This is a genomic window from Bartonella rhinolophi (assembly GCF_036576165.1).
In the GTDB taxonomy this organism is placed as follows: domain Bacteria; phylum Pseudomonadota; class Alphaproteobacteria; order Rhizobiales; family Rhizobiaceae; genus Bartonella.
On record NZ_JBAFWY010000007.1, the window covers coordinates 15,119 to 30,586 of the forward strand.

At 36.3% G+C, this 15,468-nt stretch carries 12 protein-coding genes; 3 read left to right on the forward strand and 9 right to left on the reverse strand.

What is annotated here, in order from left to right; translation table 11 throughout:
* Nucleotides 1-162: 162 nt before the first annotated feature.
* From V5N67_RS05330 to V5N67_RS05355, 6 genes are all read right to left on the reverse strand, one after another.
* Nucleotides 163-564 (reverse strand): SUF system Fe-S cluster assembly protein, encoded by a 402-nt coding sequence (locus V5N67_RS05330; RefSeq protein ID WP_332060864.1) that lies wholly within the window; start codon nucleotides 562-564, stop codon nucleotides 163-165.
* The gene (locus V5N67_RS05335; RefSeq protein ID WP_332060865.1) at nucleotides 557-1,801 is read right to left on the reverse strand and encodes a cysteine desulfurase; all 1,245 of its coding nucleotides are present in this window, start codon (nucleotides 1,799-1,801) and stop codon (nucleotides 557-559) included. The genes V5N67_RS05330 and V5N67_RS05335 overlap by 8 nt, the downstream gene beginning before the upstream one ends.
* A gap of 9 nt (nucleotides 1,802-1,810) precedes the next feature.
* Nucleotides 1,811-3,079 carry a Fe-S cluster assembly protein SufD gene (sufD, locus tag V5N67_RS05340; RefSeq protein WP_332060866.1) on the reverse strand — a complete coding sequence of 423 codons (1,269 nt, stop codon included), beginning with the start codon at nucleotides 3,077-3,079 and terminating at the stop codon, nucleotides 1,811-1,813.
* Between the two features lie 11 nt (nucleotides 3,080-3,090).
* On the reverse strand, nucleotides 3,091-3,846 hold the full coding sequence (gene sufC / locus V5N67_RS05345; protein WP_332060867.1) for a Fe-S cluster assembly ATPase SufC: 756 nt from the start codon (nucleotides 3,844-3,846) through the stop codon (nucleotides 3,091-3,093).
* A gap of 55 nt (nucleotides 3,847-3,901) precedes the next feature.
* A complete protein-coding gene (gene sufB, locus V5N67_RS05350; RefSeq protein ID WP_332060868.1) occupies nucleotides 3,902-5,413 on the reverse strand; it encodes a Fe-S cluster assembly protein SufB in 1,512 nt (503 codons plus the stop codon).
* A gap of 174 nt (nucleotides 5,414-5,587) precedes the next feature.
* Complete coding sequence (locus V5N67_RS05355) at nucleotides 5,588-6,733, reverse strand: cysteine desulfurase family protein (RefSeq protein WP_332060869.1); 1,146 nt, start codon at nucleotides 6,731-6,733, stop codon at nucleotides 5,588-5,590.
* Between the two features lie 173 nt (nucleotides 6,734-6,906).
* Here V5N67_RS05355 and V5N67_RS05360 point away from each other — a divergent pair, with 173 nt between their 5' ends.
* From V5N67_RS05360 to V5N67_RS05370, 3 genes are all read left to right on the forward strand, one after another.
* Complete coding sequence (locus V5N67_RS05360; RefSeq protein WP_332060870.1) at nucleotides 6,907-7,587, forward strand: alpha/beta hydrolase; 681 nt, start codon at nucleotides 6,907-6,909, stop codon at nucleotides 7,585-7,587.
* Between the two features lie 292 nt (nucleotides 7,588-7,879).
* A complete protein-coding gene (tyrS, locus tag V5N67_RS05365) occupies nucleotides 7,880-9,133 on the forward strand; it encodes a tyrosine--tRNA ligase (RefSeq protein ID WP_332060871.1) in 1,254 nt (417 codons plus the stop codon).
* A gap of 211 nt (nucleotides 9,134-9,344) precedes the next feature.
* Nucleotides 9,345-9,824 carry a peroxiredoxin gene (locus tag V5N67_RS05370; RefSeq protein ID WP_332060872.1) on the forward strand — a complete coding sequence of 160 codons (480 nt, stop codon included), beginning with the start codon at nucleotides 9,345-9,347 and terminating at the stop codon, nucleotides 9,822-9,824.
* 148 nt (nucleotides 9,825-9,972) lie between these two features.
* On the opposite strand, the gene prfB is transcribed toward V5N67_RS05370, so the two are convergent.
* The 3 genes from prfB to V5N67_RS05385 all read right to left on the reverse strand — a co-directional run bounded on the left by prfB (nucleotide 9,973) and on the right by V5N67_RS05385 (nucleotide 15,116).
* Nucleotides 9,973-11,101, reverse strand: a protein-coding gene (prfB, locus tag V5N67_RS05375) for a peptide chain release factor 2 (protein WP_332060873.1) whose coding sequence is annotated in 2 segments (ribosomal slippage) — nucleotides 9,973-11,031 and nucleotides 11,033-11,101 — 1,128 coding nt in all. Because the reading frame shifts where the segments join, the coding sequence is not laid out codon by codon here.
* 177 nt (nucleotides 11,102-11,278) lie between these two features.
* Nucleotides 11,279-13,738 carry a penicillin-binding protein 1A gene (locus V5N67_RS05380; protein ID WP_332060874.1) on the reverse strand — a complete coding sequence of 820 codons (2,460 nt, stop codon included), beginning with the start codon at nucleotides 13,736-13,738 and terminating at the stop codon, nucleotides 11,279-11,281.
* 160 nt (nucleotides 13,739-13,898) lie between these two features.
* Entirely contained in the window at nucleotides 13,899-15,116 is a 1,218-nt protein-coding gene (locus V5N67_RS05385; RefSeq protein ID WP_332060875.1) for an N-acetylmuramoyl-L-alanine amidase, read from the reverse strand.
* Nucleotides 15,117-15,468 lie beyond the last annotated feature (352 nt).

Genomic DNA, 15,468 nt, shown 5'->3' on the forward strand with positions numbered 1-15,468 from the left:
ACACTTAAAGACATTTCAATAAAATACGGGATTTTTATTTTAGGAGTCTTCCTTTTTTAATCAGGTAAGTTTTCCTTTTTAAAGGAAAACTCATGGCGGTCATCCCTAAATTTAAACGCCTAGAACAGTAAATAGCTCACGGCATGAAGAGAGCTAATATTTTTAATACCATCCGATAGCAACTTGTGCTTCTTCGGACATACAATCAGGTGTCCATGGCGGATCAAATGTCATGATTACTTCAACCTGCAAAATGCCTTCAACTGCACTTACAGCATTTTCTACCCAACCTGGCATTTCACCCGCAACAGGGCATCCTGGTGCTGTGAGTGTCATTTCAATCTTTACTGAGCGATCATCTTCAATATCAATGCGGTAAATCAATCCTAGCTCATAAATATCAGCAGGAATTTCTGGATCGTAAACCGTTTTAAGAGCAGCGATGATATCATTTGTCATACGTTCAATTTCAGCTTCTGGAATTGCTGATACATAAGACTTTCCTTTTTCGCTTCCTGTATCGCCAAAACTGGTAGCGTTACATGCTTCAATTGACTTAGCCATTAAAAAATGTCCTTGCTTTTTCTAATGCTTCTACTAACTGATCTATATCTTCATGATTACTATACATGGCTAATGATGCACGACAAGTAGATGTTAAACCAAAATGTTGTAACAAAGGTTGTGCACAATGCGTTCCTGCACGGATAGCAACACCTTGTCTGTCAATAAACATAGCTATATCGTGTGCGTGAATGCCATCTATTTCAAAAGATATAATAGCACCTTTATGAGGAGAACGTCCATAAATGCGCAATGATTTAACCGTTTCAAGTTTTTCATGTGCATAGGCTAAAAGTGCTGTTTCATGAGCATGAATAGCATTTCTATCTTTTTTTTGCATATAATCAATGGCAGCAGCCAATCCAATAGCTTCGGCTATAGGGGGAGTGCCTGCTTCAAAACGGTAAGGGGGAGCATTATAAGAGACCTTATCAATCGTTACGTCCTCGATCATTTCCCCTCCCCCTTGAAAAGGGTTCATTTCCTCTAGCTGATGTTCTTTACCATAGAGAACACCAATACCCGTGGGACCATAAAGCTTATGACCCGTAAAAACATACCAATCACAATCAAGATCTTGTACATCAACTTTTAAATGCACAGCCCCTTGAGAGCCATCAACAAGAACAGGAATAGTATTTTGATGCGCTAATTTAATAATTTCCTTAACAGAAGGTACAGTCCCCAATATATTGGACATATGAGTAATAGCAACAAGCTTTGTTCTATCACTTAAAACTTTTTGAAAATCTTCAATATGTAAAACACCATTCTCATCAACTGGTACAAAAATAAGTTTAACACCTTTCCTTTCACGGATAAAGTGCCAAGGAATAATATTTGAATGATGCTCCATAATGGTGAGAATAATTTCATCACCTTCATTCAGTTTAAACATACCCCAACCGTAAGCAACAGTGTTAATAGCTTCCGTTGCACTTTTTGTAAAAACAATTTCTTTCACTGTTTGCGCATTTAAAAAAGCACGAACTGTCTCGCGAGCATCTTCATAAGATTGTGTAACTGCATTTGATAAAAAATGTATCCCTCGATGCACATTTGCATAACGACATCGATAAAAATCATTCATCGCATCAAGTACTGCTTGCGGCTTTTGAGCAGATGCACCACTGTCCAAATAAGCCAGTCGCTTGCCATAAACATTATGCTGTAAAATAGGGAAATCACGCCGAATCTCTTCTACATTATAACTCAACGTTGATGCATCATTTTCCATTTTTTTGCCTTAGATATTCTTCTTTAACCATTGGACAATAATACTGTCGAGAACTGCTCGAATTTTATTATGCTTTATGTCCTCAATTAATTCTGTAACAAAACCTTTAATTAAAAGCTCTCGAGCAATTTTAAAAGGAATACCACGTGCCATCAGATAAAAAAGTTGATCACGATTAATTTTAGTAACCGTTGCACCATGACCACATGCAACATCATCAGCAAAAATTTCTAATTCAGGCTTTGCATAAAATTCTGCATCATTTGAGAGAATGAGGCTATTGCAAGCCATACGTGCATCCGTTTTTTGAGCTTTTTGTGCTACACGTATTATTCCTTGAAAAACGCCATGCGCTTGATCTGTGACAACATTGCGGATAACTTCTGTTGAAGTTGAATTTTCTGCAATATGCCGAACTGTCATCGTAAGATCACTATGTGTTTTTTCAGATAATAAATTTATTACGCGTAGTTGAAAATTAGCTTTCTCTTCTTGTAATTCAACATCAATTTCTTGCCGATTAAGCTGGCTGCCTATATTAACCACATAAAGCGATAACTTAGCATTTTTACCAAGTACAGCACGCAATCGGCTAAGTTGTGTAGAATTTATTCCCCGATCTTGGATAAGAATCCATGTTACATCGCTATGAGCCGCGACATGTAGCGAAAATACTGAACTGATAAAAGTATCTTTATCATCACCGATTTGACGTTCAATAATAACAGCTTGACTATTTTTGCCAATTGTAATCTCTGATAAAACATGTGACTGCCCACCTCTTTGAATATTTTGCAATTCTATAGGGGCATTTAATATTGTATTTTCAGGGATTTGTAAAAACCATCCATCTGTAAAGAAAGCTGTATTCAATTGTCCAATAAAATCTTCATCAGCCGTGATTTTATCTATCTTTACATAATTTTTTTCCAATGCATCTATAAGGCGTTCTGCTTTAATATCTGATATTTCGGGTTTTGCAAGTGTTTTACCATTTTCAATAGAAAATACAGCACTTTCTAAAAGTAGCGCGTCAATCGATTGAACACTATTTACTTTTGAAAAATCACTAACAGATTTCAATAAAACGCGCAGATTGGTATAATGCCAATTTTCGATTTTACGTGAAGGGAGATGCACTTTTTGAAATAGCTCAATAGCCTCCTTACGAATTGCACGCACTGTCCCATTTCCAGGAAAATCATTAATATGCTGATTAAAATGATTTATAATATCTGCTTCAACTGCTATCAGTTCTTGTTGTGAGTTCATGCGCATATTCAATGGCCTCAAGCTGCTTCACCGATAATATCAGCATATCCATTTTTTTCTAAATAAAGTGCCAATGATTTATCTCCGCTTTTAATAATACGACCTTTATGAAGAACATGCACTGTATCAGGTATAATATAATCAAGTAGGCGCTGATAGTGCGTAATAAGCAAAAATGAACGTTTCAAATCACGAAGCTTGTTAACTCCGTCTGCAACAATCTTCAACGCATCAATATCTAAACCAGAATCTGTTTCATCTAAAACACAAAGCTTTGGTTCTAGTAGAGCCATTTGGAGAATTTCAGCACGCTTTTTTTCTCCACCAGAAAAACCAACATTCAAGGGACGTTTGAGCATAGACATATCTATATCAAGTTTAGAAGAAACTTCCTTAACACGCTTAATAAACTCAGGAGTTTTAAGCTCTTCATCACCACGGGCTTTACGTTGAGAATTGATTGCAGTTTTTAAAAATTCCATTGTTGCAACACCAGGTATTTCCATTGGATATTGAAAAGCAAGAAAAACACCAAATGCAGCACGCTCTGCTGGATCCATTTCTAAAAGAGATTGCTCGTTATAAACGATGTCGCCTTCTGTTACTTCATAATCATCACGACCAGCGAGCAAATAAGACAAAGTTGATTTCCCTGCTCCATTTTGCCCCATAATAGCAGCCACTTCACCATCTTGAACGGTTAAGTTTAAGCCACGGATGATCTCTGTATCAGTATCAGTAATACGGGCATGCAAATTTTTAATCTCTAACATAATTTATGTCCTGTTCTTGCGGCTTATACTTAGCGTATATTTACCTAAGGGATAATTAGCCTACGCTACCTTCTAGACTTATACCGATAAGCTTTTGTGCTTCAATAGCAAATTCCATGGGAAGTTTTTGAATGACCTCTTTTACAAAACCATTTACTATTAATGCAATAGCTTCTTCCTCAGGAATTCCTCGCTGCATAACATAAAAAAGCTGATCATCAGATATTTTTGATGTTGTTGCTTCATGTTCAAACTGAACTGTTGCATTTTTTGCCTCGATATAGGGAACTGTATGAGCGCCACAATCATTGCCAATTAACAAACTGTCGCATTGCGTGAAATTTCGTGCATTCTGTGCTTTTCGATGTGCTGAAACTTGTCCACGATAAGTATTATTTGAAAAACCCGCAGAAATACCTTTGGAAATAATACGGCTTGACGTATTTTTTCCTAAGTGGATCATTTTTGTACCAGAATCAATCTGCTGATGACCATTTGCAACGGCAATAGAGTAAAACTCTCCACGTGAATTATCACCACGTAGCAAGCAAGATGGGTATTTCCAAGTAATGGCAGAACCTGTTTCGACCTGTGTCCATGAAATTTTAGAATTATCGCCTCGACAATCTCCTCGTTTAGTCACAAAATTATAAATACCACCCTTCCCTTCTTTGTCACCAGGGTACCAATTTTGTACTGTTGAATATTTAATTTCCGCATTTTTCAGTGCAACAAGTTCAACAACAGCAGCATGAAGCTGGTTTTCATCGCGCTGAGGTGCAGTACAACCTTCAAGGTAAGAAACATAAGAATCTTCATCTGCAATAATGAGTGTTCGTTCAAATTGGCCTGTATTACGTTCGTTAATTCTAAAATAAGTCGAAAGTTCCATGGGGCAACGAACCCCTTTAGGAATATAAACAAATGAACCATCTGTAAAAACAGCTGCATTGAGAGCAGCATAATAATTATCACCAACTGGAACAACCGCCCCTAAATATTCCTTAATAAGGGTTGGATGTTGAATAATTGCTTCTGAAATAGAACAAAAAATGACACCAGCACGCGCTAATTCTTCTTTAAATGTTGTAACGACAGAAACAGAATCAAAAACTGCATCAACAGCTACTTTTCCTGAAGCATGTACGTTATCATCAAAACTAGAAGGATCCGTTTGTTTTCTTACTCCTGCTAAAATTTCCTGCTCTTTGAGAGGAATACCAAGTTTTTCATAAGTCGCTAATAATTCAGGGTCAACTTCACTCAAAGATTTTGGACCTGTATGGTTTTTAGGAGCAGCGTAATAATAAAGTTCCTGAAAGTTAATTTTAGGATATCTAATGCGTGCCCAATGAGGCTCTTCCATTGTAAGCCAACGGCGAAAAGCTTGCAAACGCCATGTCAACATCCATTCAGGCTCATGTTTTTTCGCGGAAATGAAGCGAATAATATCTTCACTTAATCCTTTGGGAGCTTTATCAGTTTCAATATTGGTTTCAAAACCATATTTATATTGATCAACGTCTATCTCACGTACTTGGCGTATTGTTTCCTGCACTGCCGGCATCAATTTTCTCCATTTTTCTCGGCATCAAGAACCGGTGATTTAAAGTCTTGCTTTTTTATAAGCTTAGAGTAAAAAGTCCACTCTTTAGACTATATGTAAAGTAGGAAGATTTCAATCAAGCTTATTTTATTTTTAAAACAGCCTTAAATTTTTAAATAATGAACTCTATAAATTTTATTTTTTACTCTTATTTATAATTTGAGAAAAAGCTAATAAAAAATCATCAATATCTTCGAGAGTTGTGTCACGTCCTATTGAAACGCGGATCGCGCCGTTTGGAACATGGTATCCCATTGCTTCCAAGACTCTGCTTTGTTTTACTTTTCCTGAAGAGCAAGCAGAACCTGCTGATACAGAAAATCCTGCCAAATCAAATCCAATTTGCATGGTTTCAGCTTTCATATTTTGTACAGAAAAATAAGTTGTATTTGGCAAACGCTGCACTTTTTTGCCAAAAATTTTAACATCATCACTAATTTTTTGTAATCCATTTTCTAATTTATTGCGTAAATCAATTAGCTGTTTTATCTCTTCTGGAGTAAAGCAGTTACTTATTGCAGCTCCAAAAGCAGCAATAAGCGGTAAAGCCTCTGTTCCTCCCCGCAACCCTTTTTCTTGCCCTCCCCCAACAATAAGAGGACAAGGCATTAAAAGGTTGCCACATGAAACAAAAGCACCAATTCCTTTTGGTCCACCAATTTTATGGGCAGATAGTATAAAAAAATCTCCACCCATTTGGGCGATGTCAATAAAATTTTTATCTACATATTGTGTTAAGTCAACGATGAGAACCCCTCCAACACTCTGAACAATGGCAGCTATTTCTTTTATTTTTTGAATAACACCAGTTTCACCATTTGCGGCTTGAATAGCAACGAGAGGTAAACCTTTGCTGTTATCATGAACAGTTAAAAGAGATGTTAAGTTATCTTGTTGAATTAAACCATGTTCATCAACAGCAACTATGCGGATTAATTCTTTAGAAAAACGCCCCCCTTCTGCAATAGATGGATGTTCAGTAGCTCCAATGTAAAGGTGAGAAAATCGCACTTTAGAGCTTCCCATATTATAAAAAGGTGTTAACAAGGTCATTGCTGCTTCACTTGCTCCAGATGTGAACACAATATGATCTGGATTTGTGTTGAGTTTATCAGCAATTTTTCGACGAGCGTTTTGCAATAAAGCTTTAGCAGCACGCCCTTCTGCATGAACAGATGATGGATTCCCAAATATTTCTAAAGATTCCAGTAACGCCGTTCGTGCTATTTTCGTAAGCGGAGTTGTTGCATTATGGTCAAAGTATCGACGTTTTATAACCATTTTACATCTCAGTCATTCATTTTATAAGTTGATTAAAAAAAATAGCGCAATTTTCTTGAAAAATGCACTAAAAACAGAATATCTAACGGTTCATTAAAACAAAATGATCGTGTAAAGTAGATTACTATAGTAAAAATGTACCAAAGTTAATGATAGCATTTAAGGAGCATTTAATGCCAGAAATTATTTTTAACGGTCCTGCAGGTCGGCTTGAAGGGCGTTATCAACCATCACAACAAAAAAATGCACCAATTGCGATTATTTTGCATCCTCATCCCCGATTTGGCGGCACAATGAATAACAAAATTGTCTATGATCTCTTCTACATGTTCCAACAGCGTGGTTTTACTACATTGCGTTTTAATTTTCGTGGTATCGGTCGCAGTCAAGGTGAATTCGATCATGGAACAGGAGAACTCTCAGATGCCGCTGCTGCACTCGATTGGGTACAAACACAACACCCTGATTCTAAAAATTGCTGGGTAGCAGGATATTCATTTGGTGCTTGGATTGGTATGCAGCTTTTAATGCGCCGACCAGAAATTGAAAGCTTTATATCCGTTGCTCCTCAACCTAATATTTATGATTTTTCCTTTCTTGCCCCCTGTCCCTCTTCTGGGCTTATAATTCACGGAGATATCGATAAGGTTGCTCCTCCCAAAGATGTTCAAGTTCTTGTAGATAAGTTAAAAACGCAAAAAGGTATTATCATTACACAAGAAATACTGGAGGGTGCGAATCACTTTTTTAGCGAACGCAATGAAGAGCTTATTGAACGATGTGCACAATACTTAGATAATCATATTGCAGGTGAACTTTTAGCTCCTCCGCGTGAATTAACTCTACTTACTTAAAAATATTGGAAATTTATAAAAATTGAATCAAGGTTATTCCTTGTAAGAGGAAGGACATTTGTTCTTTTAACACTATTTTTCCAATTTTTGTAATTGTCTTGCCTATAAGAGTAAAAAGATGCCTTTTCATATCAGTGATCACTATTTTTTAAAAATATAAATTTAATCTATGTTGCTTTTTATTGCTAACATTCTTCATTCTCTTGTGAGCCTTACAATATCTATGGTAGAGACAGCGTATTAACAATTCACTATATAAAATAATGGCAATATTGGTTAGGAAGTAAAATCCGTGTTTACCTTTAAATCTGACTTTTTACATATTATGAGTGAACGTGGTTTTATCCACCAAGTCTCGGATGAAAAAGGCTTAGATGCTCTTTTTTCAAAAGAAGTTGTAACTGCTTATATTGGTTTTGACCCTACGGCATCAAGTCTGCATGCTGGAAGCCTTCTTCAAATTATGATGCTTTATTGGTTACAAAAAACCGGACATCGCCCCATCGCTTTAATGGGTGGGGGAACAGGTATGATAGGTGATCCTTCTTTTAAAGATGAAGCTCGCCGTCTTTTGACACAAGATGATATTACTGAAAATATTGCTGGTATTAAAAAGGTATTTGCCAATTATTTGACGTTTGGTGATAAAGAAACCGATGCACGTATCGTTAATAATGCTGAGTGGTTGTGTCATTTAAACTACCTAGAGTTTTTGCGTGATATAGGAAAACATTTTTCCGTCAACCGTATGTTGTCATTTGATTCTGTTAAACTCAGACTTGAACGCGAACATTCTTTATCGTTCCTTGAATTTAATTATATGATTCTACAGGCTTATGATTTTGTTGAGCTTTATAAGCGTTATGGCTTACGCATGCAAATGGGTGGCTCTGATCAATGGGGAAATATTATCAATGGGATTGAATTAGGACATCGCTTAGGGACGCCACAATTATATGCGTTAACATCACCATTGCTTACAACTTCTTCTGGTGCAAAAATGGGTAAATCACTGAGTGGTGCTGTATGGCTTAACGCAGATATGCTTTCACCCTACCAATTTTGGCAATATTGGCGAAATACAGAAGATGCTGATGTTACGCGATTTTTAAAGCTTTATACCACATTGCCAATGGATGAAATTTTCAAGCTTTCCACATTACAAGGAACTGAAATTAACGAAGCGAAGAAAATTCTTGCAACAGAAGTTACAGCAATGTTGCATGGACGAAATCTTGCGGAGGCAGCAGCAGAAACTGCACGTAAAACTTTTGAAGAAAAAACACTCGGAGAAAATCTTCCAACTCTTGAAATTAGTACTACAGAATTAAAAACAGGAACTGGACTATTAGCTCTTTTAGTGCAAGCAGGATTAGCTAAATCAAACAGTGAAGCACGCCGACATGTTCAAGGTGGAGGTGTACGTGTCAATGACCAAATTGTTGAGGATGAAACGCGCCTTATTATTGAAGAAGACATCAATGCAGTAGGAACGATTAAGTTGTCCTTTGGTAAAAAAAAGCACGTTCTGATTAAGCCACTATAATCTATTTATAATTTCTTGATCTTACTTTAAAATCTTTTATTCTCACTACATGTGCAATAATTTGATTATATCTTACATTATTATTATCATATGTAATAAACTCCACACAATAGATAAGAATTTTCCAAAATAATTATATTGTAGATAGTTGAATAGTTATTTTTTTTAGCTATCCTGACGCATACTGAATTAAAAAAAGAAAGAAAAAACAATGACAAAATCTATGAAGGGTACTCCTGCTCCCGATTTTAATTTACCACGTGATGGTGGAGGAAAATTGTGTCTTTCTGACCTTAAAGGAAAGCTGGTTATTTTATATTTTTATCCGAAAGATGATACCAGTGGATGCACAAGTGAAGCAATTGATTTTACACGATTAAAAGAAAAATTTGATGACATTGGTGCTGTTGTTATTGGAGTATCTCCAGATAATGTTAAAAAACATGACAAGTTTAAAATAAAACACGAGCTTGATGTCATCCTTGTTTCAGATGAAGAAAAAACTATGCTTGAAAAATATGGTGTTTGGGTCGAAAAAAGTATGTATGGACGTAAATATATGGGAGTTGAACGAAGCACTTTTTTGATTGATACAACTGGAAAAATAGCAGAAGAATGGCGCAAAGTTAGTGTATCTGGGCACGCTGAAAATGTTCTAACTACCGCTGTACTTTTACGTAATGGCTCATAAACTTATTTATTGCAAATTGTCATGCTAAATAACACAAGTTCCCTTCCAGTTGACTTTGTTTTGCCAACTGGTAAATTTCGGATAACCAGATAAAATTAATCGAAAATTTGAAAAATAAATCTGCAAAATTTGAGCAATATTGTTATTATCAACCACTATCTTCAATTTTTTGATTTTTTCCGTGAATACGTCGAGCGAGTGCTGCCTCTATGAAAGCGTCTAAATTTCCATTAAGTACGGATTGTGGGTCAGTGTTTTCAACGCCTGTGCGCAAATCTTTGACAAGCTGATAAGGTTGAAGAACATAAGATCTAATTTGGTGCCCCCATCCGATTTCTGTTTTAGAAGATTCAATAGCATTTGTTTCTTCTTCCCTTTTTTTTAGCTCTTCTTCATAAAGTCGAGCGCGCAACATAGACCATGCCGTTGCTCGGTTTTTATGTTGAGAACGCTCTGTTTGACATTGAACAACAATCCCTGTTTTTATATGCGTGATACGCACTGCAGAATCTGTTGTATTAACATGTTGTCCTCCAGCTCCCGATGCACGATATGTATCAATACGAACATCTGACTCTGAAACATCAACTTCAATATTATCATCAATAACTGGATAAACCCAAATACTTGCAAAAGAGGTATGGCGCTTCGCATTTGAATCATACGGCGAAATACGTACCAAGCGATGAACTCCAGATTCTGTTTTTAGCATACCATAAGCGTTATGCCCTTTTACGAGAATAGTTGCTGACTTTATTCCCGCTTCTTCTCCATCATGAATTTCTAATATTTCAACTTTCATTTTATGTTGTTCAGCCCAACGCATATACATACGTAAAAGCATAGCAGCCCAATCTTGACTTTCTGTACCACCTGCACCAGCATGAACTTCTAAATAAGTATCATTTGAATCCGCTTCCCCTGATAAAAGAACATCAATTTGCCTTTTATCTATCTCACTCTTCAAGTTGCGTATTGTGTTTTCTGCATCAGTAATGATTTCTGCATCACTTTCTTCTTCTCCCATAGCTATTAACTCGATACACTCTTCAAGTGTGTTGGTAAATAATCGAATACCATTCATTGAATCTTCGAGATGCTGACGCTCACGCATCATATCTTGTGCTTGTTGTGCATTATCCCAAAGCGTTGGATCTTCTACTTTTTGATTAAGGTATTCAAGACGTTTCAGTGATTGATCCCAGTCAAAGATGCCCCCTTAGCAACTTGATTGCTTGCTGGATTTCATCAACCAAAGTTTCTATCTCTGCACGCATAACCTGATACCTTAACCTTTTAATATTAATTGTTTAACAGTCTTTATACTTGATACCAACATGGTAACGCTGCATCAAGTGCTATAAGCTGCATAAAACTTATTCCTTCAATTACGTCACGAAGATAGATAGATATATTTATATCGACCTATGATGTCAAAGAGAACTGCTTGTTTATTAGTATAATCCACCAGTTCCACTTTCAAGAGCTTTGTTAACTTGTGGAGAAATGGTTATTGAAGGGACACCTTCTTGAAAAGAAATACTGCCATCAATTACCTCATATATATCTGCAGGTCCAGTTCCTGGTTTAAATGCTTCTATAATGACATCGCGATCTCCTGCTTCAGCGCGCATGCCTGTTTTACGATTAATGGGCATTAAAATCATGCCTTTTGGCATTTTAAATGGTACATCTGGCTTACCTTTTAGGGCAGCTTGCATAAACTCACCAAAAATAGGAGCTGCCAATGAACTTCCTGTTTTATATCCTAATGACGCTGGTTGATCATAGCCAATAAAAATACCGACGACAATATCAGGGGTAAATCCCATAAACCATACATCTTTAGAATTGTTAGTTGTTCCTGTTTTTGCAGCAATATGTCGATTCAAATAGTGTAAACGTGCAGCTGTACCACGTTGAACGACTCCTTCCATCATTGATGTAATCTGATAGGCTGTCATAGGATCAAGAACTTGATCTCGCTCATCGATCAATGTGGGCTCATGTTGATTATCCCATGACTGAGCATTACAATTTTCACATAAACGGTCATCATGACGATAAATAGTTCTTCCGTAGCGATCCTGAATTCGATCGATGAGTGAAGGTTTAATAGAACGTCCCCCATTGGCAATGACTGAGTAAGCTGTAACCATTCGTAAAACTGTCGTTTCACTCGCCCCTAAAGCCATAGGAAGATAGGGCAACAATTTATCTACAACACCAAAACGTTCTGCATATTCAGCAACAAGAGGCATGCCCATATCATAAGCAAGTCGTATAGTCATGAGATTACGAGAATATTCAATGCCATAACGCAGTGTTGAAGGTCCTGCAAATGTACCGCCATAATTTTTAGGTTGCCAAACTTCACCATTTATTTGACGAACTTCAATAGGGCCATCTAAAATGACAGAGGCTGGTGTATACCCATTATCAAGTGCTGCTGCATATACAAAAGGTTTGAAAGCAGAGCCAGGTTGACGATAAGCTTGTGTTGCGCGATTAAATTCAGAAGCAGAAAAAGAAAATCCTCCTACCATAGCAAGAACACGTCCCGTATGTGGCTCCATAGCAACAATCGCTCCCTCAACTTTTGGAATTTGCTGTAAACGATAAAGATTACTTGCGCTTGATATTTTTTCAACGAAAATAACATCTCCGACTTGCAAGACATGAGATAAGTCTCGAACAGTTTTTCGATAGCCATTTTTATTGATAGTATGTAATGCCCATTTTGAGTCAGCTTCAGACAAAATAGCAGTGTCCCATTTTTTTGATATTAAGCCTGAAGCTTCGCGCTGTGGCTGCAAACCAATCTTTATTTTATTGGCGTTAGCAGAAAGGACAACTGCTAAATGCCATTCAGGCACGTCATTTAATTTAGCAATATTTGCAAGTTTTACACCCCAATCATTATTTTTATCAATATGTTCATAAGGCCCACGCCACCCTTGTGAATGATCAAATTTAATTAAACCATTTTGTAAAGCGCGCCGAGCGATAAGCTGTAAATGCGGATCAAGTGTTGTACGAACTGACAACCCCCCCTCATAAAGTGTTTTAGCTCCATAACGATGCATTAAATGGCGACGTACTTCTTCAATAAAATAGTCAGCAGTAAAAATATCATTATCATTATTGTGTATGGCAACACCCAAAGGTTTTGCTTTGGCTTCTTCACCTTGTTCTAGTGTTACATACCCATTTGCAACCATTCGATCTATAACCCAATTGCGCCGATCAATAGCACGTCGTGTATTTTTAAATGGATCATAATTTGCTGGTCCTTTTGGAAGAGCAGCTAAATAGGCACACTGCTCTAAAGTAAGCTCATTGACGGATTTATGGAAATAAATCAAAGAAGCAGCTGCGATACCGTATGTGCCACGACCAAGATAAATTTCATTGAGATAAAGTTCAAGAATATGGTCCTTTGAATAAGTTTTCTCAATGCGCATTGCTAGGATAGCTTCCTTTAATTTGCGCTCCAGCGTTGCATCTGAACTTAAAAGAAAGTTTTTAGCGACCTGCTGTGTAATGGTTGATGCCCCTTCTGGACGTTTACCAGAGCCAATATTCCGAATATTATTGACCAGAGCTCTTAAAAGCCCTTCAGGATCTAAACCAAAATGATGATAAAAGTTTTTATCTTCGGCAGAAATAAAAGCATCTTTAAGAAGCTTTGGTATTGATTGAATTGGTAGATAGAGGCGATATTTTGTTGCAAATTCTGCCATTAAGCTTCCATCAGAAGCATGAACACGCGTCATAACAGAAGGTTCATACAAGGAAAGAACTTCATAATCAGGAAGCTTACTTGCCTGGCTCCCTGTTATTATTAGTAATATCGTTGCTCCTAAAAGTCCAATCGCAACAACAAACTTAAGAAGATATCTAAAAATTATCATAGAAATGGCTATCGCTTTCTTCAAAATTAACAAAAAAGTATGTTACTTCATCAAAATAAGGTATTGTTGTCATTAAATCGAGATAAAAGATTAAGACTGTTTTCCATCTTTTACTATTTTATACTAAAAATGAGTATGAGCACTCTATTTTTTTGCAAATTCAAAAAGGCTGCATAATTTTCTGTTTGAGCTCGGCAAACTGGCGAATAGAGTGCGCAATAGAAGCAGCCATTTTTTTTCTCCATTGAAAATTGTTTAATAATTTTTCATCTTGTTTATTAGATAAATAACCTATCTCTATCAAGACAGAAGGTATATCTGGAGCTTTCAAAACTTGAAAGTTAGCATATCGATGAGGATTATTTATGAGATTAATGTTACTCTTTGATAAATCTGAAACCACATGATGAGCAAAATTAACCGAAAATGTATGTGTTTCACGTTGAGTAAGATCAATCAAAATATCTGTAACTTCGAGAGATTCTTCTGCAGGTAATCCATCAAGGAGATCAACTTTGTTTTCACGTTCAGCCAAAGATTTTGCAATTACATCAGAAGCTTTATCCGATATGGTATACACAGTAGCTCCGCGAAGAGAATGTATATCAATCGTATCTGCATGAATAGATATAAAAAGATCAGCGTTAAACTCTTGTGCTTTTTTAACTCTTTCACTTAACCTTAGGAAAATATCAGAATCGCGCGTTAAGTTAACAATGATATGGGAATCTTTCTTTAATTCATCTCGCAATGCACGTGCAAAAGCGAGAGTTACATTTTTTTCTAAAATGCCAGTAACACCTTGCGCACCGCCGTCAATTCCGCCATGACCAGGATCAAGCACAACACGAAAATTTCGTATTGAATCTAATTGTGTTTTTGTATAAGAATTAGCTTTTTGCTGATTTTTTAGTGCTATATTAAATTTTTCTTGTGTGCTTTTAGTAATATCAATCAGTAGTTGCCATAAGCCATTATCTAATTTTTGTATTGTACTTTTTTCAACAGAAAAAGCAATTTTGCTCGTTAAAATAATACGCGAAGTTTGTGCATCAAAAAAGGTATAACGCACACCTGATAACATAGCTGATAATATATTTTTTTTATTTGAAGATGTGTTTTGCGTTGGAAAATCGACTGTAGGTAAATTGATAACCAAACGTGCTGGTCTGTCCAAAATTTGTAATCGAATATTTGGTTTAGCATTAAAAACCGCAATAATACGTGTATATGTATTATCACCAATGGTGCGCAAGCTGACAAGTTTAAGAGCTTCTGCTTGAGTGTATGTTTGCAATATCAAAAAAAACAATAAACAGTAAGTGAAGCGTGCAATAATATTCCAATAGGCTGCTTTTGGCTTTTGGGAAGAAAACATAAATGAAATACTCTTTATTCTAAAGCATTTTACAGAAAAATTAATTTCATCCTATACATCATATATAAGCGATACATCGGATCTGCATTATATTTTTCAATATATGCTGAATTTTTTAATCATAAATAGTAAAAACTAAATTGAGATAATACAGAGATTATAATGGCATACTTTTATATTGTTACTTGCCAAAACTATGATACCAACATAAAAGAGCATTTACGCTTCCTAGTTGATAACAACCATCTAGTCTTGACTTGAATTATCTATAGCTCATATTAAGTTGTCTTTAGAAGGTTTGTCACACATTATGCATTGAGGCTTTTATGGATGAAAAGTCTTCATGTCCCAA